Origin of the sequence: Nocardiopsis camelliae, from assembly GCF_028993595.1 — a bacterium.
Taxonomy (GTDB): domain Bacteria; phylum Actinomycetota; class Actinomycetes; order Streptosporangiales; family Streptosporangiaceae; genus Nocardiopsis; species Nocardiopsis dassonvillei.
In genome coordinates, this window is sequence record NZ_CP118614.1 from 2,145,046 (window position 1) to 2,171,395 (window position 26,350).

21 protein-coding genes are annotated in these 26,350 nt (G+C 74.0%); 16 read left to right on the forward strand and 5 right to left on the reverse strand.

The annotated features are described in order from the left end of the window. Nucleotides 1–603: 603 nt before the first annotated feature. From PV789_RS09430 to PV789_RS09465, 8 genes are all read left to right on the forward strand, one after another. Nucleotides 604–2,094 carry an ABC transporter substrate-binding protein gene (locus PV789_RS09430; RefSeq protein WP_274977050.1) on the forward strand — a complete coding sequence of 497 codons (1,491 nt, stop codon included), beginning with the start codon at nucleotides 604–606 and terminating at the stop codon, nucleotides 2,092–2,094. Then, a complete protein-coding gene (locus tag PV789_RS09435; protein WP_274977051.1) occupies nucleotides 2,094–3,995 on the forward strand; it encodes an ABC transporter permease subunit in 1,902 nt (633 codons plus the stop codon). The genes PV789_RS09430 and PV789_RS09435 overlap by 1 nt, the downstream gene beginning before the upstream one ends. 151 nt (nucleotides 3,996–4,146) lie before the next feature. Continuing rightward, the gene (locus tag PV789_RS09440; protein ID WP_274977052.1) at nucleotides 4,147–5,190 is read left to right on the forward strand and encodes an ABC transporter ATP-binding protein; all 1,044 of its coding nucleotides are present in this window, start codon (nucleotides 4,147–4,149) and stop codon (nucleotides 5,188–5,190) included. Next, nucleotides 5,187–6,005 (forward strand): ATP-binding cassette domain-containing protein, encoded by an 819-nt coding sequence (locus PV789_RS09445; protein ID WP_274977053.1) that lies wholly within the window; start codon nucleotides 5,187–5,189, stop codon nucleotides 6,003–6,005. The genes PV789_RS09440 and PV789_RS09445 overlap by 4 nt, the downstream gene beginning before the upstream one ends. A gap of 341 nt (nucleotides 6,006–6,346) precedes the next feature. Further along, nucleotides 6,347–7,546: an MFS transporter gene (locus PV789_RS09450; protein ID WP_274977054.1), complete on the forward strand. Its 1,200-nt coding sequence runs from the start codon at nucleotides 6,347–6,349 to the stop codon at nucleotides 7,544–7,546. Nucleotides 7,547–8,113: 567 nt separating this feature from the next. Next, the gene (locus PV789_RS09455) at nucleotides 8,114–9,427 is read left to right on the forward strand and encodes an ABC transporter substrate-binding protein (RefSeq protein WP_274977055.1); all 1,314 of its coding nucleotides are present in this window, start codon (nucleotides 8,114–8,116) and stop codon (nucleotides 9,425–9,427) included. Between the two features lie 329 nt (nucleotides 9,428–9,756). Further along, nucleotides 9,757–10,902 carry an L-talarate/galactarate dehydratase gene (locus PV789_RS09460; protein WP_274977056.1) on the forward strand — a complete coding sequence of 382 codons (1,146 nt, stop codon included), beginning with the start codon at nucleotides 9,757–9,759 and terminating at the stop codon, nucleotides 10,900–10,902. Between the two features lie 192 nt (nucleotides 10,903–11,094). Next, nucleotides 11,095–11,751, forward strand: a complete 657-nt coding sequence (locus PV789_RS09465; protein WP_274977057.1) for a flavin reductase family protein — start codon at nucleotides 11,095–11,097, stop codon at nucleotides 11,749–11,751. Nucleotides 11,752–11,777: 26 nt separating this feature from the next. On the opposite strand, the gene PV789_RS09470 is transcribed toward PV789_RS09465, so the two are convergent. After that, nucleotides 11,778–12,821, reverse strand: coding sequence for an NAD(P)-dependent alcohol dehydrogenase (locus PV789_RS09470; protein WP_274977058.1), 1,044 nt, complete (start codon nucleotides 12,819–12,821; stop codon nucleotides 11,778–11,780). Between the two features lie 92 nt (nucleotides 12,822–12,913). Between PV789_RS09470 and PV789_RS09475 the strand changes: the two genes are divergently transcribed. Beyond that, the gene (locus PV789_RS09475; protein WP_274977059.1) at nucleotides 12,914–13,537 is read left to right on the forward strand and encodes a TetR/AcrR family transcriptional regulator; all 624 of its coding nucleotides are present in this window, start codon (nucleotides 12,914–12,916) and stop codon (nucleotides 13,535–13,537) included. Between the two features lie 100 nt (nucleotides 13,538–13,637). On the opposite strand, the gene PV789_RS09480 is transcribed toward PV789_RS09475, so the two are convergent. Then, a complete protein-coding gene (locus PV789_RS09480; protein ID WP_274977060.1) occupies nucleotides 13,638–15,140 on the reverse strand; it encodes a serine/threonine-protein kinase in 1,503 nt (500 codons plus the stop codon). A gap of 164 nt (nucleotides 15,141–15,304) precedes the next feature. Further along, entirely contained in the window at nucleotides 15,305–15,445 is a 141-nt protein-coding gene (locus PV789_RS09485; protein WP_274977061.1) for a hypothetical protein, read from the reverse strand. Nucleotides 15,446–15,765: 320 nt separating this feature from the next. On the opposite strand from PV789_RS09485, the gene PV789_RS09490 reads away from it, so the two are divergent. Further along, on the forward strand, nucleotides 15,766–17,733 hold the full coding sequence (locus PV789_RS09490; protein WP_274977062.1) for a M3 family metallopeptidase: 1,968 nt from the start codon (nucleotides 15,766–15,768) through the stop codon (nucleotides 17,731–17,733). Nucleotides 17,734–18,003: 270 nt separating this feature from the next. Here PV789_RS09490 and PV789_RS09495 read toward each other — a convergent pair whose 3' ends face one another. Then, complete coding sequence (locus PV789_RS09495) at nucleotides 18,004–18,735, reverse strand: IclR family transcriptional regulator (protein WP_274977063.1); 732 nt, start codon at nucleotides 18,733–18,735, stop codon at nucleotides 18,004–18,006. A 183-nt stretch (nucleotides 18,736–18,918) separates the two neighbouring features. Here PV789_RS09495 and PV789_RS09500 point away from each other — a divergent pair, with 183 nt between their 5' ends. The 6 genes from PV789_RS09500 to PV789_RS09525 all read left to right on the forward strand — a co-directional run bounded on the left by PV789_RS09500 (nucleotide 18,919) and on the right by PV789_RS09525 (nucleotide 25,586). Continuing rightward, on the forward strand, nucleotides 18,919–19,842 hold the full coding sequence (locus PV789_RS09500) for a 5-dehydro-4-deoxyglucarate dehydratase (RefSeq protein ID WP_274977064.1): 924 nt from the start codon (nucleotides 18,919–18,921) through the stop codon (nucleotides 19,840–19,842). 143 nt (nucleotides 19,843–19,985) lie between these two features. After that, a complete protein-coding gene (locus PV789_RS09505; RefSeq protein ID WP_274977065.1) occupies nucleotides 19,986–21,551 on the forward strand; it encodes an ABC transporter substrate-binding protein in 1,566 nt (521 codons plus the stop codon). Nucleotides 21,552–21,567: 16 nt separating this feature from the next. Next, nucleotides 21,568–22,494 carry an ABC transporter permease gene (locus tag PV789_RS09510; protein ID WP_274977066.1) on the forward strand — a complete coding sequence of 309 codons (927 nt, stop codon included), beginning with the start codon at nucleotides 21,568–21,570 and terminating at the stop codon, nucleotides 22,492–22,494. Further along, entirely contained in the window at nucleotides 22,491–23,543 is a 1,053-nt protein-coding gene (locus tag PV789_RS09515) for an ABC transporter permease (protein ID WP_274977067.1), read from the forward strand. The genes PV789_RS09510 and PV789_RS09515 overlap by 4 nt, the downstream gene beginning before the upstream one ends. Further along, nucleotides 23,540–24,559 carry an ABC transporter ATP-binding protein gene (locus PV789_RS09520; RefSeq protein ID WP_274977068.1) on the forward strand — a complete coding sequence of 340 codons (1,020 nt, stop codon included), beginning with the start codon at nucleotides 23,540–23,542 and terminating at the stop codon, nucleotides 24,557–24,559. The genes PV789_RS09515 and PV789_RS09520 overlap by 4 nt, the downstream gene beginning before the upstream one ends. After that, nucleotides 24,552–25,586, forward strand: coding sequence for an ABC transporter ATP-binding protein (locus PV789_RS09525; RefSeq protein ID WP_274977069.1), 1,035 nt, complete (start codon nucleotides 24,552–24,554; stop codon nucleotides 25,584–25,586). Before PV789_RS09520 ends, PV789_RS09525 begins: the two co-directional genes overlap by 8 nt. A 246-nt stretch (nucleotides 25,587–25,832) precedes the next feature. Here the strand turns inward: PV789_RS09525 and gcvH are convergent, their stop codons facing one another. Continuing rightward, entirely contained in the window at nucleotides 25,833–26,228 is a 396-nt protein-coding gene (gcvH, locus tag PV789_RS09530; RefSeq protein ID WP_274977070.1) for a glycine cleavage system protein GcvH, read from the reverse strand. Between the last annotated feature and the right edge of the window lie 122 nt (nucleotides 26,229–26,350).

Sequence of the window (26,350 nt, forward strand, 5' to 3'; positions counted from 1 at the left end):
GCGGGAAACACCGTGGGATCAGCCCGGAAATCCGGGCCGGCACCAGGGGGTGACTGTCCCTTGTCGTGGTTGCCGGATCGGGTTGCAAGCGCTGTTCAGGGGGTGGACGGGTTTACGGAATCATGCGGGGGCGTATCCGTTTCCGGCCATTTCCAGGAACCGGTGCGCGGTGGCGTGGAAAACGAGTGGTTCCGCCCTCGCGTGAATGCACGGGCGGGCGCGGTCCTCGCTGTCACCGAGGCGCCCGGACCGTCCGGCGGCGGAGGAGGGCGCGCCGAGCCGCCGACCGCCGGGATCGGAACCGGGGAGGCGCGCGGGGGAGTGGCGGGCCTCACTCCCGTGCGTGGCGTGGGCCTCCCGCGCGGCACCCGGCCCGCCCGCGGCCCCGGTTGCCGAGCCCTCAGGACAAAACGGGTATCCCCTTCCACACCGGGCTTCCGCTCCCCCCAGCGCGTCGGTCCGGCTGCCCCTGCGTCCTGCTTCGTCCCTGTTGGGCGGGGCGCGGGGGATCAATAATGAAAACGGTTGTCATATGCTGCTCTGGTCCGCCGAGGCGTCCGCGCACCGCGGCGGCCTCCCCGCCCCCGACCCGGAAGAACCGCCGTGCACCTGCGCAAGATCCCTCCCGGCGCCTGCCTGGCCGCCGCCTCCGCCCTCCTGCTGACCGCCTGCTTCCCCTCCGGCAGCGACACCGCCACCGCCGACGAGGAGGGGCGCATCGCGGTGGCGATGCTGCTGCCGCCCAGGTCGGCCCTGTCCCCGCTCACCGACGACGCCTTCAAGCTCTCGCGCTGGAGCACCGCCGAGACCCTCGTCGTCCTGGACGAGGTCGGCGACCCCCAGCCCGGCCTGGCCACCGAGTGGGCCCAGGTCGACGACACCACCTGGACCTTCACCATCCGCGACGGGGTCACGTTCCACGACGGCACCGAGCTGACCGCCGAGGTGGCCGCCCACTCCCTGGAGTACGCCGCGCAGGCCTCGCCCAAGCCGCGTATCCTCGACGGCGTCGAACTCGGGGTCGAGGCGGAGGGAGACACCGTCACCGTCACCACGGCCGAGGCCGACCCGCTCGTCCCCCAGCGCCTGTCCTCGCCGCAGCTGTCGATCCTGGCCGAGAGCGCCTACGAGGGCGACACGGTCAGCCCCGTCGGCACCGGCTCGGGCCCCTTCGAACTGGTCGAGGTCAACGGCACCACCTCCGCGAGCCTGGACCGCTACGAAGGCTACTGGGGCGAGGCCGCCCTGGCCCCGGGCATCGACGTCAGCTTCGTGCCCGACGGCACCGCCCGCGCCGCCGCCCTGCGCACCGGCGAGGCCGACATCGTCGAGGCCGTGCCCACCTCCCAGGCGGCTCTGCTCGACCAGGAGCTCATCACCGAGGTCCCGATGCCGCGCACCAACACCCTCTACCTCAACACCCAGGACGGGCCCTTCACCGAGCCCGGGCTGCGCGCCGCCGCCCGCGAGGCCATCGACCGGCAGGTGCTGGTGGACGGTGTCTACGAGGGGCGCGCGGACGCGGCCGAGGGACTGCTGGGCCCCGCGCTGCCCTGGGCCGCCGACCGCCCCGAACGCCCGGAGGCCGCCGAGGCCGCCGACCCCGACGGCGCCGCCATCACCTTGGCCACCTTCACCGACCGCCCCGAGCTGCCCGAGGTCGCCACCGTTCTGGAACAGCAGCTGGAGGAGGCCGGGTTCGAGGTCGAACAGGTCGTGCGCGAGTACGCCAACATCGAGGAGGACGCCCTCAACGGCGAGTTCGACGCGTTCATCCTCTCCCGCGCCACCGTCCTGGACTCCGGCGACCCCGTCGCCTACATGACGAGCGACTTCTCCTGCGACGGGTCCTTCAACATCGCCCAGCTGTGCGACGAGGACGTGGACGCGGCGCTGGAGGAGGCCGAGCGCACCCCCGCGGGCGACGAGCGGCGCGCCGCGATCCTGGAGGCCGAGGCGGCCGTGCTGGCCACCGACGCCGCCATCCCCATGCTGCACGAACGCGTCATCCAGGGCGACGCCGCCAACGTCGTGGACTCGGCCAAGGACCCGCGCGAGCGCCTGCTCGTCACCCCGCGGACCCGGCTGAACTGATGGCCGCAGCCGCTCCCGACCGCACCGGCGCCCCCGGTCGCACCGCGCCACCCGGCCACCCCGAGCCCCCCGGACGCACGGCCGCCCCCGACCGCGCCGGCGCCCGCGGGGCCGGGTGGCTCCTGCCCCTGGTCTCCCGCGTCGCCGCCCTGGTCCTGGTCACGGTCGTCGTCGGGCTCCTGCCCTGGCTGTCCGGACGCGACCCCGCCCTGTCGGTGCTGCGCGCCCGCTCGGCCGAGCAGGCACCCACGCCCGAGGTGCTCGACGCCATCCGCGAGGACCTCGGCCTGGCCGACGGCCCCGCGGTGACCCTCGCCCGCTGGTTCGGCGGCGTCCTCCAGGGCGACCTCGGCCGCTCCTGGGTCTCCGACGCGCCCGTGCTGCCCTCGGTCGTCTCGGCCATGGGCGTGTCCCTGACGGTCATGGGCGCCGCGCTCGCCGTCGCACTGCTCGTCGCGGCCGTACTGTGCGCTCCGACGCTGGTGCGCGGGGCGCGCGGCACCCTGCGCCCGGGCGGGTCGGGCAGCGGGGCCGCCGCCGCGATGCTCACCGCCCTGCCGGAGTTCCTCGTCGCCGTCCTGCTCATGGTCGCGCTCTCGGTGTGGCTGGGCTGGCTGCCGCCCTACGGCTGGCAGGGCCCGGTGAACCTCGTGCTCCCGGCGCTGGCGCTGGGCCTGCCCGCGGGCGGACTGCTGGGACGGCTGCTCGACGACGCGCTGCCCGCCGTCCTCACCGAACGCTGGGTGGGACTGTGGACGGCCTCGGGCTGCTCCCCGGCCTCCGTAGCCGCCGCGGCCCTGCGCCGGGCCACCCCCGCCCTCATCCCCCAGTTCGCCATGGTCGTCGTCGGCCTGACCGGCGGCGCCGTCGCGGTGGAGACGGTCTTCGCCGTCCCCGGGATCGGCCGCACCGCCCTGGGCGCCGCCCAGTCCCAGGACCTGCCGCTGCTCCAGGGCTCCGTGCTCGGCCTGGTGCTGCTCGGCACCTCCGCCGGGATCGCCGCCCAGGCCGCGCGCCGCCTCCTGCTGGGCCCCGGCCTGCACGACGCCGCCCTGACCCTGCCCCCGCCGCCCACCGCCCCCGCCGGGGCCGTGCGCCGCGCGGTCCCCGCGGTGTGCGCGGCGCTGATCCTGGCGGTGTGCCTGTGGGGCCTGACCCGCGACGCCATGACCGTCGAGGTGGCCCAGCGCCTCGCTGCCCCCTCCTGGGACCACCCCCTGGGCACCGACGCGGTCGGCCGCGACGTCCTGGCCCGGCTCGGGCACGGCGCCCTGGCCACCGTGGGCACCGCGGCGCTGGTGTGCCTGGCCAGCCTGGCCGCGGCCCTGCTGATCGGGTTCGTTCCCGCGCTGTCGGCGGGCGCCTCGGAGATGGCCAACGCCCTGCCCCCGGTGATCGCCGGAATCCTGGTGGCCGCCATCGCCGGGCCCGGACCCCTCGGCGCCGCCGTGGCCGTGGCCCTGGTCTCCTGGCCCCCGCTGGCCGCGCACACCTCCGCACTGGTCCAGGAGACGCGCGCGGCCGCCTACCTGACCGCGCAGCGGGCCCTGGGCGCAGACCCCCGCTGGATCCTGGTCCGGCACGTGCTGCCCGCGGTCCTGGGGCCGGTGGCCCGCCACGCCGTGCTGCGCCTGCCGGGCATCGCGCTGGCCATCGCCTCGCTCGGCTTCCTCGGCCTGGGCTCGCAGCCGCCCTCGGCAGAGTGGGGACTGAGCCTGTCGGAGTCCCTGGCCTACGTGGAGCGAGCGCCCCTGGCGGCGCTGGCCCCGGCCGCCATGCTCCTCCTGCTGGCCGCGTTCGCCGTCTCCTCGTCCACGCTTCCCCAGGGCTCGTGGACACCCCCGTGGCGCCGGGGTTCCCGGCCAGCCGCGACCGCACCGCCCCCGGGAGCCCTGACGTGACCCGCGAAGAAGGCGGGCTCCCGCCCGAGGACCGCGCGGGCGCGGCGGGCGGCGACCCGACCCGGGCGCGCGGCCGCCTCCGCCGCCCCGCTCCACGGTGCCCGGTTCCCCTCTCCGGCCCGAAAGCCGAACCCTCCCCGGAAGGACGCAGATGAGCGACGAGGCCCTGCTGTCGGTCCGCGACCTGCGGGTCACCCTGCCCGGACGGCGAGGGGGCGGGGTCCGCGCCGTGCGCGGGCTCTCCTTCGACGTGCGCCCCGGCGAGGTGCTCGCGCTCGTGGGGGAGTCCGGCGCGGGGAAGTCGGTCACCGCCCGCGCCGTCCTGGGCATGGCGCCCCACGGCGCCTCCGTCACCGGGAGCGTCCGCCTGGACGGACGGGAGCTGGTCGGCGCCCCGCCCGCCGTCCTGCGGCCCCTGCGCGGGCGTCGGATGTCCCTGGTGCCCCAGGACGCGCTCGCCGTGCTCAGCCCCGTGCACACCGTGGGCGCCCAGCTCGTGCGCGCCCTGCGCTCCGTGCGGCGGATGAGCCGGGCCGCGGCGTGGGAGCGGGCGGTGGCCGCCCTGGACCGGGTCGGCATACCCGACGCCGCCCGGCGCGCGCACGCCTACCCGCACGAGTTCTCCGGCGGCATGCGCCAGCGGGCGGTCATCGCGATGGCCACGGTCAACGAACCCGCCCTGGTGTTCGCCGACGAGCCCACGACCGCCCTCGACCCCAGGATGCAGGCACGGACGCTGGAACTGCTGTGCGGGCTGCGGGAGCGGACCGGCACCGCGGTCGTCCTGGTCACCCACGACCTGGGCGTCGTCGGCGGCCACGCCGACCGGGTGGTGGTCGTCTACGCCGGGCGCCACGTCGAGTCGGGCCCGGTGGAACCTGTCCTGACCCGGCCGCGCGCCCCCTACACCGCCGGCCTGGTCGCCGCGCTGCCCCGGCCCCGGCCCGGGACCGGGGACCGCCGCCTGCCCGCCATCGCCGGGACGCCCCCCTCGCCGGAGGCGCTGCCCGGCGGCTGCGCCTTCGCGCCCCGCTGCCCGCTCGCGGAGGATCGGTGCCACGCCGAGGAGCCCTCACCGGTTTCGGCGGGGGAGTCGGGCAGGCTGGTCTCGTGCCACCGGTGGCAGGACCTGCCCGACCCGGCGTCCTCCCTGTTCACGGACACCGCGCACACACCACGAGGAAGGACGACATGACCACCCCACCGCTGCTGAGCGTGCGCGACCTGGTGGTGCGCTACCCGGGCCGCACCCGGCGGGCCGCGCCGGTGACGGCCGTCGACGGCGTCTCCTTCGACATCGGCGCGGGGGAGACGCTCGCCCTGGTCGGGGAGTCGGGGTGCGGCAAGTCCAGCACTGCCGCGGCCGTGATCGGGCTGCGCCGCCCCCAGGGCGGAACGGTGCTCTTCGAGGGCCGGGATCTGACCGCCATGGCGGAGGGGGAGCTGCGCGCCCTGCGCCCCGCGATCCAGCCGGTGTTCCAGGACCCCTACGGTTCGCTCAGCCCGCGCCTGCGCGTGCGCGACGCCGTCGCCGAACCCCTGCGCATCCACGGCCGCTGGGACCGCGCGACCGGCCCCGACCGGGTGGCCGGACTCCTGGAGAAGGTCGGTCTGGACCCCGCGCACGGCGACCGGCTGCCGCACGAGCTCTCCGGCGGGCAGTGTCAGCGCGTGGGGATCGCGCGGGCGCTGGCCTGCGAGCCGCGTCTGCTGGTCCTGGACGAACCGGTGTCGGCCCTGGACTCCTCGGTGCGAGCCGGAGTCCTCAACCTGCTCACCGGCCTCCAGGACGAACTGGGACTGGGCTACCTGTTCATCTGCCACGACCTGGCGCTCGTCGGGCACGTCGCGCACCGCGCGGCGGTCATGCGCGCGGGGCGGCTGGTGGAGACCGGCCCCGCCCACCGGGTCTGCTCCGACCCCGCCGACCCCTACACCCGCGAACTGGTGGAGGCCGTCCCTGCCCTCCCCGGCGCCTCCGGGGACCGGTCGCTGCCGAGCGCCTCGTGAGCCCGGCACGGCCGCCCCGCGGGAACCGGGGCGGTAGCGAGAGCGGGCACGGGAGTGGGAGCGGGCACCGGAGCGGGAGCGGGTCCGGGACCGGAAGCGGGCACCGGAGCGGGCTCGGGAACAGGACCGGAACCGGAAGCGGGCACGAGAACAAGGGCGGAAACGGGACCGGGATCGGAACCGGGAACGGGAACGAGCACGGCAGCGGGGCCAGGAGCGGCAGCGGCATCGGTAGCGGGGACACGAGCGGGTCCGGGAACACCGCCGGGACCGGGCTCGCGAACAGGGGCGCGAACGTCCTGTCCCGGACCACCGCGCGCGGAGCCGCGGCTCTGCGCGACGTGTGCGGTCTGCCCGCGCTGCCCCTGCTGCTGATCGGCTCGCAGTTCGCGTTCAACGTCGGCTTCTTCGCGGTCCTGCCCTACCTCGCCGACCACCTCGGCGGCGCCCTGGGCCTGGCCGGGTGGCTGGTCGGCCTCGTGCTGGGCCTGCGCACCTTCAGCCAGCAGGGCCTGTTCGTGGTGGGCGGCACGCTCACCGACCGGTTCGGCGCGCGCCCGGTGGTGCTGGCGGGCTGCGCGCTGCGCGTGGCCGGGTTCTGCTGGCTCGGCTTCGCGCAGGGCACCGCGTCGGTCATCGCTTCAGTCCTGCTCATCGGCTTCGCCGCCGCGCTGTTCTCCCCGGCCGTGGAGACCGAGATCGTGCGCCAGGCCGTGCGGCACGAGCAGAGGACCGGTGAACCCCGCACCCTGATGCTCGCCCTGTTCTCCGTCGCTGGCCAGGCGGGAACCCTCGTCGGCCCGCCGCTGGGCGCCCTGCTGCTGCTCGGTGGCTTCCGCGCCGCTTGCCTGGCCGGGGCCGGGGTCTTCGCCGCCGTGCTGGCCGGGCACCTGCGGCTGATGCCGCGCACCGCGCCGGGCGCGCCCGCGTCGGCCGACCGGGGGGCGCCGCGTCTGCGGGAGGGGCTGCGGCTGCTGCTGGGCAACCGCCGGTTCCTGGCGCTGAGCCTGGCCTACAGCGGCTACCTGCTGGCCTACAACCAGCTCTACCTGGCCCTGCCAGCGGAGGTGGAACGGGCGACCGGCTCCCAGACGGCGCTGGGCTGGCTGCTGGCCTGGGCGTCGCTGCTCTACATCGCCACGCAGATGCCGATGCTGCGCTGGGCCTCCGCGCGTCTGACGCGGCGCGCGACGCTGGTGTGGGGGCTGGTGCTGATCTGCCTGGGCTTCGCCGGGGCCGCCGTGTCGATGCCGGTCGGCGCGCTGGGCGCGCTCGTGCCCTCCGCTGTGTTCGTCACCGCGCTGACCCTGGGCCAGGTGCTCATCGTGCCCACGGTGCGTGCCTGGATCCCCGACTTGGTCGAGGACCGCCACCTGGGCCTGTTCACGGGCGCGCTTTCCTCGCTGTCGGGGCTGGTGGTGCTCCTGGGCAGTGTGCCCGCGGGGGCGCTGCTGGACCTGGGCGGGCCGCTGCCCTGGCTCCTGCTCGCTCTGGTGCCGCTCGCCGGAGCCGCGCTGGTCCCCGGCCGGGGCCGCCCCTGACCCCGTGGCCCGGCCGCGGCCCGGCCTGCACCGCGCGGCCCGCTCTCCACCATGGCCCGGTCTTCACCGCGACGCGGTGCCGCCCATGGGTGCAGGGCGGGTCACCTCGTCCCAGTGGCGCGGCTCGCCGTGGGCGGGCGCGCGCACCGGTGCGGGTGACGGCTCCCGCCCCACGGGGGTCGCTGCGGACCAGGACGTGGTAAACGCTTTCCGTGTCGAGGCGTGAGAGTCGTCCCGCACGTCTGCCCCGATGTGGAACCCGGTCACCCCGGGTCGCCCTTCGCGTTCGCGCGTGTGACTTCTGTGGCCGAAGGCGGCGTCGTTGTGGCGAGATGGTCCACCAGGCGATCCATGGATGTGAACCATTGACACCCATGTGAACACGGTGCTAAAAACTGACCATCATAGTCCTTGGATAGCGCTTACCAGTCCACTTCGAGCCATTTCTTCCCTGTGTTCCCACGCACACGTCCGTGTCCGCGTCCCCCCGGACGGCCGGGCGCGGACGCCCCCACCGAAGCCACAGCCGTCACCGGCGCGAGCCGGAAGCCGAAGGGAAACACCACCATGCGCGTACCCCCGGGCCGAGGGCGCCGACACGGCCGCCGCGGCACCGCCCTGTCCGTGACCGCCGCGGCCGCGGCGACGGCCCTGCTCGCCTCCGCCTGCTCGGGCTCCGACGACGGCACCGTGGAGCTGCGCTTCTCCTGGTGGGGCTCCAACGAGCGCCAGGCCACCATGCTCCAGGTCATCGAGAACTTCGAGGCGGACAACCCCGACATCCGGATCACGGCGGAGACCACCGACTGGTCCGCCTACTGGGACCGGCTGGCCACCACCACCGCGGCCAACGACTCCCCGGACGTCCTCATGCAGGAGGAGCGCTACCTGCGCGAGTACGCTGACCGAGGCGCCCTGCTCGACCTGAGCGAGGCCGAGGGCCTGGACCTTTCGCTGATCGACCCGCTGGTCGCCGAGAGCGGCCAGCTGGACGGGCAGACCTTCGGTGCGGCCAGCGGCGTCAACGCCTACTCCGTCCATGCCGACCCCGAGGCCTTCGCCGCCGCCGGGGTGGAGATGCCCGACGACGACACCTGGACCTGGGCGGACTACGTCGAGATCGCCGGGCAGATCAGCGAGGGCAGCGGCGGTGAGTTCGCCGGCGCCCAGAGCATGAGCTACAACGAGGCCGGTTTCCAGGTCTTCGCCCGCCAGCACGGGGAGGCGCTCTACAACGAGGACGGCAGCCTCGGCTTCTCCCAGGAGACCCTGGAGGCCTGGTACGAGATCACCCAGGACCTGCTGGAGAACGGCGGCCAGCCCAGCGCGGCCCGGAGCGTGGAGATCCAGGCGGGCGGCATCGACCAGTCGGTCGTGGCCACCGGAGAGGGCGCCATGGCGCACTTCTGGAGCAACCAGCTCGGCAACGTGGTCGAGGCCTCCGGGCGCGAGATCCAGCTCCTGCGCTACCCCGGCGAGACCGAGTTCGACCGGACCGGCCTGTTCTTCAAACCGGCCATGTTCTACTCGATCTCCGCGGGCTCCGAGCACCCCGCGGAGGCGGCCCGCTTCGTCGACCACATGCTCAACGACCCGGCGGCGTCCGAGCTGCTCCTGGCAGACCTGGGCCTGCCCGCCAACACCGAGGTCCGCGAGGCCATCCTCGACGACCTTCCCGAGTCCGACGCCCGGATGGCCGAGTTCATGAGCGAGATCGAGGGCACGATCGTGGACGGCAACCCGCCCGCGCCGATCGGCGCCGGTCAGGTCGTGGACATCAGCAGCCGCGTCAGCGACGGGCTCGCCTTCGGCGACCTCACCCCGGCCGAGGCCGCCGAGCAGTTCATGACCGAGGTCGAGGCGGCCATCGAGACCTCCTGAGCCGTTCGGCGCGGCCTCCGGCGCGAGCGGACGCCGCGCCGGACGCCGCCCGAGGCGCTCACGGCCCACCGGTCGCGCCCGCGCCCGCACGAACGCGGTCGCGGGCGCGGCGAGGGCCTGCGCCTGTTCGCCGGTTTTCGGTCGCGGGCGCGGCTCCGCCACGGCGGACGCCCACCAGGCCCGTACACGCACGCACCCGCATACGCACACGTGCACGCTCGTGCGCGCACGCCCCCTTACCTGTAACCGCATACGCACACGACCCACACGTGCACGCCCTCTACGCACACGTGTGCACGGCCGCACACCAGCAAGAGAAAAGGACGTACATGACCCCGCACGCCGGAGCGGCCACGCAGGACCGCATCACCAGCGTCACGATCTCCTCGGTCACCCTGCCCCTGGACACGCCCATCAGCGACGCCAAGGTCCTCACCGGGCGCCAGCGGCCGATGACCGAGGTCGCGATGCTCTTCGCCGAGATCACCACCGAGGCCGGTCACGAGGGCGTCGGGTTCGGCTACTCCAAGCGGGCGGGCGGCCCGGGGCAGTTCGCCCATGCCCGGGAGGTGGCCTCCGTCCTGCTGGGGGAGGACCCCAGCGACACGGGCAAGATCTGGGACAAGCTCGTCTGGGCGGGCGCCTCGGTGGGCCGCAGCGGGCTGGCCACCCAGGCGATCGCGCCCTTCGACATCGCCCTGTGGGACCTCAAGGCCAAGCGGGCGGGCCTGCCGCTGGCCAAGCTCCTCGGCAGCTACCGCGACTCGGTGCGCTGCTACAACACCTCGGGCGGCTTCCTCCACGCCCCCGTCGAGGAGGTCATGGAGAGGTCGGCCGCGGCGGTGGCCGACGGCATCGGCGGCATCAAACTCAAGGTCGGCCACCCCGACAGCGCCACGGACCTCGCCCGGGTCGCGGCGGTGCGCGAACACCTGGGCGACGGCGTGCCGCTGATGGTGGACGCCAACCAGCAGTGGTCGCGCGCCGACGCCCAGCGCATGTGCCGGGCCTTCGAGGAGTTCGGGCTGGTCTGGATCGAGGAGCCGCTGGACGCCTACGACTTCGAGGGCCACGGACGCCTGGCCGCGACGTTCGACACGCCCATCGCCACCGGGGAGATGCTCACCAGCATCGCCGAGCACGCCGAGCTGATCCGGCACGGGGGCGCGGACATCGTCCAGCCCGACGCGCCCCGGATCGGTGGCATCACGCAGTTCCTCCAGGTCATGGCGATGGCCGACCGGCGCAACCTCCAGTTGGCCCCGCACTTCGCGATGGAGGTCCACATCCACCTGGCCGCCGCCTACCGGCACGAGCCGTGGGTGGAGCACTTCGAGTGGCTCGACCCCCTCTTCAACGAGCACCTGGAGATCTCGGGCGGGCGCATGCACCTCTCCGACCGGCCCGGCCTGGGGGTGACCCTGAGCGACCAGGCGCGCGCGTGGACGGTCGACACCCACCGGGTCAAGGCCTGACCGCGACGGTGTCCGGGCCGGGGGAGACCCCGGCCCGCGAGTCCCCGTCCGGACACCGGCCTGTCGGTCCCGGTCTGGACACCGGCCCGCGGGTCCCGGCCCGGACACCGTCCCGCGAGTCACGGTCCGGTGGTGCGGGGGCCGGAAACAGTTCGGCCGCCACCGAAGCTTCGGCCTCCTAGAGTCCCGGTCATGACCACTGACCAGCGAACGGCCCCGGGGCACGCCGCCCCGGCCGCGCCCCTCGTCCACCGCACCATCCGACCGCGCATCCTCTACTTCGGCACCCCCGTGGTGCTGATCTCCACCGTCAACGACGACGGCACCCCCAACCTCGCCCCGATCTCCTCGGCCTGGGCCCTGGGCTACCTGCTGGTGCTGGGGCTGGGGGCCACGGGGCAGACCGCGCGCAACCTGGCCGAGCGCCCCGAACTCGTGGCCAGCTTCCCCGCCGCCGAGGGCTGGGCCGCTGTCGAGCGGCTGGCCCCGCTCACCGGGCGCTCGCCCGTACCCCCGGGCAAACCGCCGGGCTGCCGCTTCGAGGCCGACAAGTTCGCCGCCGCTGGCCTGACCCCGCAGGAGTCGCAGCGGGTCGCGCCGCCCCGCGTGGCCGAGTGCCCGTTGCAGTTGGAGGCCCGGGCGGTGCGCGTGGACGCCGACGCCTCGGGCGACTTCACCGTGGTCCAGGCCGAGGTGCTGCGGGTGCACGCGGACGAGCGCCTGGTGGTGCCCGGCACCGACCACGTCGACCCCGCGCGCTGGAATCCGATGATCTACAGCTTTCGCCACTACTTCGGGCTGGGGCGCCAGCACGGGCACTCCCACCGCTCCGAGACGCCCGGTTCCTGAGCGGGTGGGGGCGGCCGAGCCCGCGCTCAGTCCAGGTCGGACATGTCGAGCACGAAGCGGTAGCGGACGTCGTTGCGTTCCAGGCGTTCGAGGGCCGTGTTCACCTGCGACGACGGCAGCAGTTCGATGTCGGCGGTGATGCCGTGTTCGGCGCAGAAGTCCAGCATGGCGGCGGTGGACGGGCGTCCGCCACTGCCCGCGGAGCTGAGCCTCTTGCGGCCGATGAGCAGGTCGATGGTGTCGACGGTGACCGGGCCGAGGTGGCCGAGGTGGCTGAGGGTGCCGTCCATGGCGACCGTGGCCAGGTAGGGGGCCAGGTCGTGCGGGGCGGAGACGGTGTCGATGACCACGTCGAACCGGTCCCGGACGGCTTCCATCCGCCCGGCGTCGGTGGAGACGACGAACTCGTCCGCGCCGAGGCCGTGCGCCTCCTCGGCCTTGTCCGGGCTGCGGCTGATGACGGAGGTCGTGGCGCCGAGCGCGACGGCCAGTTTGACGGCGAGGTGGCCCAGGCCGCCCAGCCCGGCCACGGCGACCGTGCTACCCGGGCCCACACCGAGGGCCCGCAGGGGTTCCCAGACGGTGACCCCGGCGCAGAGCAGGGGCGCCGCCGCGGCCGGATCGAGGCCCGCGGGCAGCCGGTGGGCGAACCCCTCGCTGACGACGTACTCGCGGGAGTAGCCGCCCAGGGTGGTCGTCCCGTCCCGCCGGTCGCTGCCGCCGTAGGTCAGGGTCGGGAACTCGCGGCAGAAGTTCTCCTGCCCTGCCCGGCACATGGGGCACGTCCCGCAGGAGTCGACGATGTTGCCGACGGCCACGGGATCGCCCGGGGCGAAACCGGTGACCGCGCCGCCGACCTCGGTCACCGTGCCCGTGAACTCGTGCCCCGGTACCAGGACTCCGTCGGCGTCGCTTCCGTGCGCGCGCAGGGCGTGCAGGTCGCTGAAGCAGACACCGCAGTAGTCCACCCGTACCGCGACGTCGTCCGGGCGCAGGTCCCGGCGCTGGAGGGACGCGCGTCGCAGGGCGCGCGTCGCGGGGTCCGCCTGCCAGCCGGTGGTGGTGCGCATCTCTCTCCTCAAACAGACTGTTCGGTCTATTTGAGATTAGACGTGACGCTCCCGTTCCGCAAACAAACCGGTCTGTCTGCTAACGTGGGGCTATGCCCGATCAGCCGATGCCCGGCCAGCCGTCGAGCGCGCGCGGAGCCGCGACCTACCAGCGCATCATCGACGCCGCCACGCGGGAGTTCGCCCAGTACGGCATCGCCGGGGCCCGCGTCGAGCGGATCACCGCCGCCGCCCGGACCAACAAGGCGCAGCTCTACGGCTACTTCGGAAACAAGGAACGGCTCTTCGACGCCATCTTCTTCGCGTTGCTGGAGCGCATCACCAACGTCGCCCCCATCGACGCCGACGACCTGGCCGACTGGGCCGTACGCCTCTACGACGAGTACCTCGTCCGCCCCGACCTCACCCGCCTCGCCACCTGGGCCCGCCTGGAGCGGCGTCCGGAAGGGCACCTCGTCGCGGAGCACGAGAGTCACGACGACCACAAGATCCGTGCGATCGCCGAGGCCCAGGCCGCCGGGCGCGTCAGGCGGGGAGACCCCTTCGACGTGATGGCCTTGGTCATCGCCATGTCGATGGCCTGGTCGCCGGTGAGCAGCGTCTACGCCGCCACCGCCGCGGAGCCCCCGGACGCGCACGAGCGGCGGCGCGCCCTGCTGCGGGACTGCGTCCGCGATGCCGTCGCTCCGGAACGGGCGGCGACCGAGGAGACGTGAGCCGGGGCCGACCGCGTTCGGCGACGTGGGGGGAGCGCCGGAGGGGACGGGCGGCAGGGAGGGCCCGCCGCGTGGAGGCGCACGACCATCGGTGTACCCGTCAGGGAGACAGTCCGCTGTGGGTGAGGGTCACGACGATCCCGCCGATCTTCACCTCCACCACCACCTCGCCCACCTCCCAGGCCGTCACCTGCCCCTTCGGCGCACCGAGGGCGTTGAGGACGGCCGGGGCGAGCCGGTCCCGGTCCTCCACCTCGGGGATGAACGAGACCATGAACAGCCCGTCCTCCCCGATGGCGTACTGCGTCGTCATCCGGAACCCGCAGAAGGGTTCGGGCGGCTCGCCGCTCACCCACCACCCGTTCTGCTCGCGGGCGCCGGGGAAACGGACGCGGAAGGCCGCGACGTCCGCGCCCCAGGCGACCCCGGACCAGCCCGCGCCGATCCGCTCGGCGAGAGTGTCCGGGGCGGGTGAGGGGGATCGCGGCGCGAGGCCGTCCCGTCCCCCGCGCTCCCCGCCGTCACCGCTCCCGCCGCCGAAGGCGTCCGCGATCCGGCGCCACCAGCTCCTGCCCCGGCCCGTCGCACCACCGCCGTCCCCGCCGTCACTGCCGCCGTCCGCGTTCCCGCCGTCCCCGCCGTTCCCGCCGCTGTCTCCGGCGCGGGTCGCGGCCAGGGTGGGCGCGGCCGATGGGGAGTCCGCCGGCGCGGTGGTCCCGTCCCCGGCGTCCTCCCCGCCGACCCGGGCGCTCTCCGCCATCGCCAGGATCGACGGCGGCAGCCACCCCTCGCCGGTCCACTCGCCGACCGCGCACGCCGCCAGTACCTCGTCCACCCCGGGCCGCTCGCCCGGGTCCTTGGCCAGGCAGGCGGCCAGGAGGCCCCGCAGCCGCTCCGGGACGGCCGACAGCACCGGGGCCTCGTGCACGATGCGGTACAGCACCGCGGAGGGCTGCCCGGTTCCGAAGGCGGGGGTGCCCGTGGCGGCGAACACCAGCACCCCGGCCAGGGAGAACACGTCACTGGCCGGTCCCACGTCCCGGTCCCCGCGCGCCTGTTCCGGGGACATGTAGGCGGGGGTGCCCACGACCAGGCCGCTGGTGGTCAGCGAGGTCGCCTCCAGGGCGCGGGCGATGCCGAAGTCGATGAGGCGGGGGCCGTCGTCGCACAGCAGGACGTTGGAGGGCTTGAGGTCGCGGTGCACCAGTCGGCACCCGTGGACCGCGGCCAGCCCCTCGGCCGTGCCCGAGGCCAGGCGCAGCACGGCGTCCTCGGGCAGGGGGCCGTGTTCGGTGACCGCGCTGTGCAGGGAGGCCCCCGGCACGTAGGCGGAGGCGAACCAGGGGCGTTCGGAGTCGGTGTCGGCGTCGACCACGTGCGCGGTGAAGAACCCGCCCACGCGCCGGGCGGCCTCGACCTCGCCGGTGAAGCGGCGGCGGAACTCGGGGTCGGCGCCGAACTCCGGGCGCACGACCTTGACCGCCACCGGCCTTCCCCCGGCGGACAGGGCGAGGTAGACCTCGCCCATCCCGCCCGAGCCCAGTCTGCCGCGCAGCCGGTAGGGGCCGATGCTGTCGGGGTCCTCGGGGAGCAGCGGCTGCATGGGTCTCGCTTTCGGAGGGGGAGGGGGTACCGGGTAGGACGCCGGGGAGGCGGGCGAGGTTTTCCGGCCCGCGCACGGCGCGGTTCCCCGTCCCTTACACGGCTCGGTTCTCCACCCCGCGCCGTACCCGGCGTCACTACGCTCGCGTGCCGTACCCCGCGCCGCTACCCCCGCAGGTCCCCGAGGCCTCGGCCGACGCGGACGCAGGCCAGGGCGCCCGCCACCACCCCGATCGAGGCCAGGACCAGGGCGGCGCGGACTACGGTCGCGGTGTCCCCGGCGATGGCGGCCCCCAACGCGGCCATCGCCCAGTACCCGGGGGAGAACGGGGCGGCGGCCTGTGCCCACGCGCGCGGACGGCCTTCCCGAACGCGCGGGCGTCGCCCCGGGCGTGCGGGCGACACACGGGACGGTGCGCGGACGCTCGACGGCTACCGGCGACGCCCCCGGGCGTGCGGGTGACACGGGCCGGGGAGCAAGGTAGAACAGCACGAGCGCCCCGAGAGCACCGGAGCCCGCCCGGCCGAGGACCCCGACGCCGCGGAACCCGGCGCGTCGTCCACAGCTCCGCCGCACACCACCGCGGGGGAGCGGGGCCGGTACCGACGAACGAGGAGCACGATCCTTGACCGACAACCCGTTCCTGTCCCCGAGCGAGCTTCCCTACGGGCTCCCCGACTTCGCCGCCGTCCGCGAGGAGCACTTCCTGCCCGCGTTCGACAAGGGCGTGGCCGAGCACCTCGCCGAGGTGGACGCGATCGTCCGCGACCCGCAGCCCCCGACCTTCGACAACACGATCGCGGCGCTGGAGCGCTCCGGCGCGCTCCTGGCCAGGGTGGAGACGGTCCTGCACACCCTGGCCGGGTCCGACGCCACCGACGGCATCGAGGAAATCGAGCGGGAGACCGCCCCGAGGGCCGCCCAGCACCGGGACGCCGTCTCGCTCAACCGGGAGCTGTGGGAGCGCGTGCGGCAGGTCACCACCTCCGACCCGCAGGAGGCCTGGCTGCTGGAGCGGTACCGCCTCGACTTCGTCAAGGCGGGCGCCGACCTGGACGACGACCAGCAGGCCCGGCTGCGCGAGCTCAACGCCGAACTCGCCGGACTGAGCACCGAGTTCTCCCGCAACGTGGTCCGGGCCACCCGCGAGGCCTCCCTCGTCACCGGCGACGTCTCCGACCTCGACGGCCTGGACGAGGCCCACATCAGCGCGATCGAGCGGGACGGGGAGTACGTCCTGCCCCTGCTCAACACCACCGTGCAGCCCGCGCTGGCCCAGCTCACCGACCGGGCCACCCGCGAGCGGCTCTACACCCTGAGCGCCGAGCGCGCCCCCGAGAACCTCGACATCGCCGCGCGCATGGCCGTCCTGCGCGCCGAGCGGGCCGCGCTGCTCGGCTACCCCGACCACGCGGCCTACACCGTCGCCGACCAGACCGCCAAGACCGTCGACGCGGTCGAGGAACGGCTCGGCCAGCTCGTCGGACCCGCCCGGCGCAACGTCGAGAAGGAGGCCCGGGCCCTGGCCGAGCACGCCGGGCACGACATCGAGCCCTGGGACTGGCCCTTCTACGCCGAGCGGGTGCGCAGGGAGCGCTACGACTTCGACGACAGCGTCCTGCGCCCCTACTTCGAACTCGGCAGGGTGGTCGAGGACGGCGTCTTCCACGCCGCCGCGCTGCTGTACGGGATCACCTTCGCCGAGCGGCCCGACCTGCGCGGCTACCACGAGGACGTGCGGGTGTGGGAGGTGTTCGACCGGGACGGCTCGCCCCTGGGGCTGTTCCTGCTGGACCCCTACGCCAGACCGACCAAGCGCGGCGGCGCGTGGATGCACAACCTGGTCGACCAGTCCTTCCTGCTGGACGAGCGGCCGGTGGTGGTGAACAACCTCAACATCACCAAGCCCGCCTCGGGCCCCACCCTGCTCACCTTCGACGAGGTCGAGACGGCCTTCCACGAGTTCGGCCACGCCCTGCACGGGCTGCTGTCGGCCGTGCGGTTCCCGCGCGTGCAGGGCACGAGCGTGCCGCGCGACTTCGTGGAGTTCCCCTCCCAGGTCAACGAGATGTGGGCGACCTGGCCGGAGGTCCTGGCCCACTACGCCCGCCACCACGAGACCGGTGAGCCGGTGCCGGCCGAACTCGTGGAGCGCCTGACGGCCGCCCGCCAGTTCAACCAGGGCTTCGCGACCTTCGAGTACCTGGCCGCCGCGCTCCTGGACTGGTCCTGGCACCGCTTGGCCCCGGGCGAGGCCGTGGAGGACCCGGCCTCCTTCGAGGCCCGCGCCCTGGAGGCCGCGGGGGTCCTGCACCCCCTCGTCCGTCCGCGCTACCGGTCGGCGTACTTCATGCACGTGTTCGCCAACGGCTACAGCGCGGGCTACTACTCCTACGTGTGGAGCGAGGTCCTGGACGCCGAGAGCGTGGAGTGGTTCACCGAGAACGGCGGCCTCACCCGGGAGGGCGGCGACCGCTTCCGGGAGAGGGTGCTGTCGGTGGGCGGCGGCGTGGACCCCATGGAGGCGGTCCGCGACTTCCTGGGCCGCGAGCCCCGGATGGAGCCCCTGCTGGTCCGCCGCGGGCTGGTCTGACCCCCGGCTGACCCGTCAGGGATCCGGTCCGGCCCACGGCTGACCCGTAGCCGGGCACACCGGGAGGCGGTGTGCCCGGCCCCTCGGGGCCGGTGTCCGGGTCCCCGTCCGGAGCCGTCGGGGGAGCGGCCCCCCGGCGTCGGCGTCCCGCGCGGCCGGTGTCCGGACCGCTCACCGCGCCGCACCGGCCCCCGCGGGCGGTATCCGTACTCCGGCCGGCGGTGTCCGTGCCGCCCCGGGCGGCGCCCGGGGCGCTCCGGAACGCCGGGGTCAGCGCACGATGCGGTCGCGCGCCTCCAGCAGGGCCGCCACGAGCCGCCGCTCCCGGTCGGGGTCCAGCCGCACGATGGGGACGGAGAAGCTCAGCGCCTCCCTGGGCGCCACCCCGCCCCCGAAGTCCAGCGCGACCGCGAAGCACCGCAGCCCGACGGTCGACTCCTGCTCGTCGATCGCGTGTCCGCGCTCCCCGACCCGCTCCAGTTCGGTCCGCAGCGCCGCGGGGTCGGTGAGGGTGTGGGGGGTGCGGGCCGTGAGCGTGGGCGGCAGCAGCGCCTCCACGTCCTCCCACGGGCGCGTGGCGAGCAGCGCCTTGCCGAGCCCCGTCCCCCAGCAGGGCAGGCGGCGGCCGGGGCGGGAGACGACCGCCAGGGAGTGCCGCGAGATGCAGGTCGCGAGGTAGACGATCTCGTCGCCGTCCAGGCGGGCGAGGTGGACGGTCTCCCCCCACTCCTGCGCGATCTCGTTCATGACGCGCTGCGCCCGGCGCACGACGCCGTCGTGCTCGACGTAGGAGGCGCCCATCCGCAGGGCGCGGATGCCCAGCAGGTACCCCGTGTTGGAGATGTCGGGGTCCACCCACCCGCTGCGCACCAGGGTCGTGAGCAGCGCGTAGGCACTGGCCCGGGGGATACCCAGGTCGGAGGCGACCTCGCGCAGCGAGCGGGGCCGGTCGGCCGTGCTCAGGTACTCCAGGACCGCGATCGTCCGTTCAGCGGACTTCACCGGACGCACGCCTGTGGCTTGGGAGGCTTCTGTGCTCTGCATGGCGGATGATCCCATATATCCCCTTTTTCCATTTTGTGACTAAGGGGAGAAGTTCTTCCCCTTGACGTGATCTGAGACACCAATCTAGTGTTGCCGTCCATCAGGGTAGACCGCATCTCCATACGTAGACAAGAGGCCCCCATGTCCCCCAGCCCAGCCGAACTCGCCGCCTCCCTCACGGGGCTGCTCGGCTTCCCCGTCACGCCCTTCACCTCCACGGGGGAACTCGACCTCCCCCGCTTCGAGGAGCACCTCGACGAGATGCTGGAGGCCGCTCCGGCCGCGCTGTTCGTGGCCTGCGGGACGGGTGAGTTCGCCTCGCTGACCCACGACGAGCACCGTGCGGTGGTGCGGACCGCCGTCGCCCGCGTCGACGGAGCGGTCCCGGTGCTGGCGGGCGTCGGCGGCGGAACCCGCACCGCCCTGGAGTACCTGCGCGCGGCCGAGGACGAGGGCGCCGACGGCGCCCTCGTCCTGCCGCCCTACCTCCAGGTCGGCCCGCAGGACGGGTTGCTCGCCCACTACCGCGAGCTGATCGGCGCCGCCCGCGTCGGCCTGGTGCCCTACCAGCGCTCCACCGCGGTCTTCGCCCCCGCCACCGTGGCCGAACTCGCCCGCAGCGAGAAGGTCGTGGCCTTCAAGGACGGGCACGGCGACATCGAACTGCTCCAGCGCACCGTGACCGCCACCGGCGGGAACCTCCCGCTCCTCAACGGCATGCCCACCGCCGAGACCTTCGTCCGCGCCTACCGCGCCGTCGGCGCCGTCTCCTACTCCTCGGCCTCGCTCGCCTTCGCCCCCGCCGTCGCGTCGGCCTTCTTCACCGCGCTCGAACGCGGAGACGAGGCCACCCAGGACGAGCTGCTGCGCGAGTTCTACGTCCCGCTCTCCGAGCTGCGCGACACCACACCCGGCTACGCCGTCTCGCTGGTCAAGGCGGGCCTGGAGCTGCGAGGGCGCTCGGCCGGACCGGTGCGCCCCCCGCTGGGGGAGGTCCGCCCCGAGCACCGGGAGCGGCTCGGCCGGATCATCGACCGCGGTCTGGCGGTCGCGGCGGCCGCCTAGAGCGCCCCCGCCCCCGCCAGCCGCCCCACCGCGCCCCTCCGGGGGAGTGCTCCCAGCCCGTCACCAGTCCCATCGCACCTCCCCCTCCGGGGAGAGCCCGCATCCCCTGCTCACCCTCCACAAGGCAGATCCCGGAGAAACCCATGCCCATCACATCCCGCCCCCCGACCTCCGTCCGCCGCCCGGTACGGGCCGCCGGAGCCCTCGCCGCGGCCGCGACGCTCCTGGCAGGCACCGCCTGCTCGGTCGCCAACAGCGACAACGCCGCCTCCGCCGACGCGCTGCGCATCGTCCTGCCGGAGGAGCCGCCCACCCTGGAACCGTGCGACGCCTCCCTCACCGCGACCGGCAGGGTCACGCGCTCCAACATCACCGAGGCGCTCACCGAGCGCGTCCCCGACACCGGTGAACTCGAACCCGCGCTGGCCACCGAGTGGGAGCAGACCTCCGACACCACGTGGACGTTCTCCCTGCGCGAGGGGGTGACCTTCCACGACGGCACGCCCTTCGACGCCGAGGCCGCCGCCTTCTCCGTCGACCGCGCCGTCAACTCCGACATCGGCTGCAACGTCGACGGCTACGTCTTCGGCGACAGCGAGATCACCGTCGAGGCCGCCGACGCCACCACGCTGGAGGTCACCACGGGCGAGCCCGACCCGATCCTGCCGCTGCGGCTGTCCTTCGTCGAGGTCGTGCCCACCACCACCGACGCCGAGGGCAAGGTCCGCGAGCCCGTGGGCACCGGCCCGTACCGGATCGGCGCGTGGGAGCAGGGTTCGAGCCTGACCCTGGAGCGCTACGACGGCTACTGGGGCGAGGCGCCCGAGTTCGCCTCGGCCAGGTACGTCTGGCGCTCCGAGGGCAGCATCCGGGCCGCGATGGTCGCCCAGGGGGAGGCCGACATCGCTGTGGGGCTCGCCCCCGAGGACGGCGCCGGGGACAACGCGGTCGAGTACCCCAACAACGAGACCTCCTACATGCGCATCGACGCGACCCAGGAGCCCCTCGACGACATCCGCGTCCGCGAGGCCATCAACCACGCCATCGACAAGGAGGGCCTGGTCGCCTCGGTCTTCGCCGGTCTGGGCCAGCCCGCCGGACAGATCGTTCCCGAGGGCGTCACCGGCCACAACCCCGACATCGAGCCCTGGCCCTACGACCCCGAGCGGGCCGCCGAGCTGATCGAGGAGGCGCGCGCCGACGGGGTGCCCGTCGACACGACCATCACCATCATCGGACGCAACGGCATCTACCCCCGCGCCTCGGAGGCCATGGAGGTCGTGCAGAGCTCCCTGATCGAGGCCGGGCTCACCGTGGAGATCCAGATGCTCGACGTCAACGCCTGGCTGGAGTACCTGCTGCGCCCCTTCCCCACCGACGCGGGCCCGACGCTGCTCCAGGCCCAGCACGGCAACCAGGCCGGTGACGCGGCGTTCACGATGGAGCAGATCTACGGCTCCGAGGGCGCGCAGAGCATCTACGGCACCGACGAGCTGGACGGGCTGATCGCCGACGCCGAGCAGGCCCGGGAGGGGGAGCGCCAGGAGGCGTTCGCCGCCGCGCTGGCCCACCAGAACGACGAGGTGGTCCGCGACGCCGTGCTCGCCCACATGACCGGCATCATGTCCGTCGCGGACGGCGTGTCCTACACCCCGAACTCGGCCACCAACGACGAGCTGCGTCTCAGCGAGATCCAGCGGAACGGCTGAGGGGGTAACCGACTCCATGCTCGTCTTCCTGCGGCGCCGCATCCTGTCCAGCGCCCTGCCACTGCTCGCCGTGGTGCTGGGGGTCTTCTTCCTGGCACGGCTGACCGGCGACCCCGCCAACCTCTACCTGCCCCTGAGCGCGACACCCGAGATGAGGGCGGAGTTCGCCGCCCAGAACGGCTTCGACCAGCCGGTGTTCGTGCAGTTCCTCGACTACCTCACCCAGATCGCCCGGCTCGACTTCGGCGAGTCGCTGCGCACCGCCCAGCCCGCCGCCGAGGCGGTGCTCCAGGCGTTCCCCGCGACCCTGCAACTCGCCGGGGCCACCATGGGCATCGCCATCCTGGCGGCCGTGGTGATCGGCAGCCTGGCCGCCTACCGCCCCAACTCGATCGCCGACCGCGTCGCCAGCTTCCTGTCGTCGGCCTCGGCCAGCGTGCCGGACTTCTGGTTCGCCATCATGGGCGTCCTGGTGTTCGCGGTGACCCTCAACTGGCTGCCGACCTCCGGCACCGAGGGGATGGGGGCGTGGGTCCTGCCGATCGCCACGCTCCTCATCCGCCCGTTCGGCGTCCTGGTCCAGGTCGTGCGCGGGTCGATGGTCTCCGCCCTGTCGGCCCCCTACGCCAAGGTGGCCCGGAGCAAGGGCGCCGACGAGAAGCGCGTCATCTTCGTCCACGCCCTGCGCAACGCGGCCGCGCCCGCCCTGACGGTCGCGGGCGACCTGACCGTGGGGATGATCAACGGCGCGGTCGTCGTCGAGACGATCTTCGGCTGGCCGGGCATCGGCAAGCTGATGATCGACTCGATCCTGCAACGCGACTTCGCGGTGCTCCAGGCGGCGGTGCTGCTGACCGCCGTGACGATCTTCGTCCTCAACATCCTCATCGACATCTGCTACGCGCTGCTGGACGCGCGCGTCCGCCAGGGGGTGACGGCATGAAGAACCCTGACTCCGCGCCGGGCAACGGCGACGACGCGGTGACCGCCGCCGAGACGGCCGCGACGGCGGTGACCGCCACCGAAGCCGTGGCGACGGGTGCGGCCATGGCCACCGCCGCCGAGACGGCGCCCGCACCGCGGCCCCAGGGGCTGCTGCGGCTGCTGTTGAAGGACCCCTTCGCCTGCGCCGCCGCCCTGGTCCTGGTGGTGCTGGCCGCGGTCGCGGTGGTCGGCCCGTTCCTGCTCGGCGGCCTCGCCACCCAGCAGAACCTGCGCGCTGTCAACCTGCCGCCGTTCACCCTGGACAACGGCTGGGCGTTCGTGCTCGGCAGCGACTCGCTGGGCCGCAGCGTCGCGGCGCGGCTGATCGTCGCCGCGCGCACGACCTTCGCCGTGGCGGTCCCCGCCGTGCTGGCCTCCTTCGTGGTGGGCTCGGTCTGGGGGATGTGGGCGGGCTACCACCGGGGCTGGCGCGAGAGCGTGTCGATGCGGATCGCCGACGTGATCCTCAGCTTCCCCTCGCTGCTGCTCGCGGTCGTCGTGCTCTACGTGTTCTCGCCCAGCGTCGCCACCATCGTCCTCGTCCTGGCGGTCGCCCGGATCCCGATCTACCTGCGCACCGCCCGCGCGGAGTCGGCCGAGCTGCGCAGCCGCCTGTTCGTGGACGCGGCCCGCACCTTCGGGACCCGCAGCGGGAGCATCATCCGGCGCCACGTCGCGCCGACCGTGATGCCCACCCTGCTCACCGTCGCCACGCTCGACTTCTGCTTCGTGATGCTCACGGAGTCGTCGCTGAGCTTCCTGGGCATCGGCATCCAGCCGCCCGACCTGAGCTGGGGGCTGATGGTGGCCCAGGGCAGGCAGGAACTCCAGACGGCCTGGTGGATCGCGGTCTTCCCGGGCCTGGCCATCATCATGACGACCATCTCGGCCACCACCCTGGCCTCCTGGGCCAGGCTGGCGACCGACCCCGCCCAGAGGTGGCGGCTGACCGTGCCGCGCGGCAGGCGCCGCGCGCCCGTCCGCAAGGCCGAGGAGGCAGCGCAGTGAACGCGGTGCAGGAGAGTCCGACCCGGGTGCGGTCCCCGCGGCCCGCGGCGATGGAGGTGGACGGCCTCTCGGTCGACATCCGCACCCCCGAGGGGGTCGCGCACGCCGTACGCGACGTGAGCTTCGCCGTGGACTCCGGCCAGACCCTGGCGCTGCTGGGCGAGTCCGGGTGCGGCAAGAGCATGACGGCCAAGGCGATCGCGGGTCTGCTCGACCCGGTGGCCGACGTGGTCGGCGGCGAGATCCGCCTGGACGGGGCGGACCTGCTCACCCTCGGCTCCCAGGAGCGGCGCCGCCTGGCGGGCCCCGGACTGGCCATCGTCTTCCAGGACGCGCTCACCGCGCTCAACCCGGTGTTCACCGTGGGATCGCAGCTGGCCGAGCCCTTCCGCATCCACGAGAGGCTGTCGCGCCGCGAGGCCAGGGCCAGGGCGGTCGAACTCATGGAGCGGGTGGGCATCCCCGAGCCCGGTTCCCGGGTCGACGCCTACCCCCACCAGTTCTCGGGCGGTATGCGCCAGCGGCTGCTGATCGCGATGGCGGTGGCCCTGCGCCCCTCGGTGCTGCTCGCCGACGAGCCCACCACCGCCCTCGACGTCACCGTGCAGTCGCAGATCATGGAGCTGCTGCGCGACCTGCGCACCGAGAGGGACATGGCGCTGGTCCTCATCACCCACGACCTCGCGGTCGCCGCCGAGCAGGCCGACCACGTGGCGGTCATGTACGCCGGAGCGGTCGTGGAGACCGGCCCGGTCGGGGAGGTCTTCGGCTCCCCCCGCCACCCCTACACGCGCGGACTCCTCGCCTCGGTGCCGGGTGGCCAGAAGCGGGGGGAGCCGCTGCGGTTCATCCCCGGCAGCCCGCCCGACCTGAGGGCGATCCCCAGCGGGTGCGCGTTCCGCACCCGCTGCCCCCTGGCGCGCGAGCGCTGTGCCACCCACCGGCCGGAGCCGACCGCGACCGGTGACGGCCGCGCCGCGGCCTGCCACTACTGGAAGGAGGCGGCCGATGCCTGACACCACGGCACGACCGGCCGGGCCGCTGCTCCGGGCGAGCGGCCTGACCAAGAGCTTCAGGGTTCCCAGGAGCGCCTCGGGCAACACCCGGCTGCGCGCGCTCGACGGAGTCGACCTCACTCTGGAGCGCGGCGAGACGCTGGGCCTGGTGGGCGAGTCGGGCTGCGGGAAGTCCACCCTGGCCCGGGTCCTGCTCATGCTGGAGCGGCCCGACCAGGGCACGCTGCGCTTCGACGGGACCGACCCGTTCACCCTGCGCGGCAAGGAGTTGCTGGCCTGGCGCCGCCGGGTGCAGATGGTCTTCCAGGACCCCTTCGCCTCACTGAACCCGCGGTTGAACGCCGCCGAACTCATCAGTGAGCCGTGGCGCACCCACCGCGGGCTGGTCCCCCGGGGGGAGCGGCCCGCACGGGTCCGCCGACTGCTGGAGATGGTGGGCATGCGGGCCGGCGACGCCCACCGCTACCCGCAGGAGTTCTCCGGCGGGCAGCGCCAGCGCATCGGTATCGCCCGCGCCCTGGCCCTCGAACCCGACGTCATCGTGTGCGACGAGCCCGTGTCCGCCCTGGACCTGTCCGTGCAGGCCCAGGTGCTGAACCTGCTCGCCGAGTTGCAGGGCGACCTGGGCGTGTCCTACGTCTTCATCTCACACGACCTGTCGGTGGTGAGCCACGTCGCCGACCGCGTGGCGGTGATGTACCTGGGCAGCGTGGTCGAGACGGGCGGGACCGAGGAGATCTTCGAGAACCCGCGCCACCCCTACACGGCGGCGCTGCTGTCCTCCGCCCCGGCCCTGCTCGGCGCGGGGGCCCCGTCCCGGGAGCGCATCCTGCTGCGGGGCGAGGTGCCCTCACCGGTGGATCCGCCGTCCGGGTGCCGCTTCCGGACCCGGTGCTGGCGGGCCGAGGACGTGTGCGCCCAGGTCGCCCCGCCCGCCCAGACCCGCCCGGGGCACCCCGGCCACACGGCCGCCTGCCACTTCCCGCTGGAGGCGGCCGCCGCGGGGTCGGGGGCGTCGGGAGGGTGAAGGCCGGACCGGTGCCCGGTTCCCCGTCCGGAGCGGTCGGGGGACCGGGCACCGGCCGTCCGGGGCCGCCCGGCCGGTGCCGGTACCGGGCCTCCGGGCGTCCCCTGCGCGGTGACCGGAAACCCGGCCCCTTCGCCGTGATCTTGTACCCATAGCGAGTCCCGGCCGCCGACATCGGCTGCAAGTACAAGATCATCGCAGGTCAGGGGCCACGCACCACACAGGTGACGTTTTCGGTCGGCCCCGTTACCCCTCGGCCTCCTCCCGGAGCAGCTCCGCGTAGGCCTCGGCGTCGAGCAGCCCGTCCACCGCCCCCGGGTCCGCGGGGCGGGCCTGGTACAGCCAGCAGTCGTAGGGGTCGTCGTTGACCTGCTCGGGCTCCTCCGCGAGTTCGTCGTTGACCTCGACCACCTCGCACCCGAACGGCGCGTAGAACTCCGACACGGCCTTGACCGACTCCACCGTGCCCACCGCCTCCTCGGCGTCGAAACGGTCCCCGACGTCGGGCAGCTCCAGGAAGACCACGTCGCCCAGCTGCCGCTGGGCGAAGTCGGTCAGTCCGACGGCGACCGTGCCGCCGGGCTCCCGGCGGACCCATTCGTGGGTCGTGGTGTAGAGCAGGTCGCCCGGAATGGTGGCCATGGCAGAACCCTTCGTGTCCTCGCGTGTCCGGAGCGCGATCGCCGCTGGTGGGCGACCGGCAAGGCCAGTGTGCTGGACCGGCGGGCGCGCGGGGGCGCCTTTGGCGCAACCGGGGGAGGGGA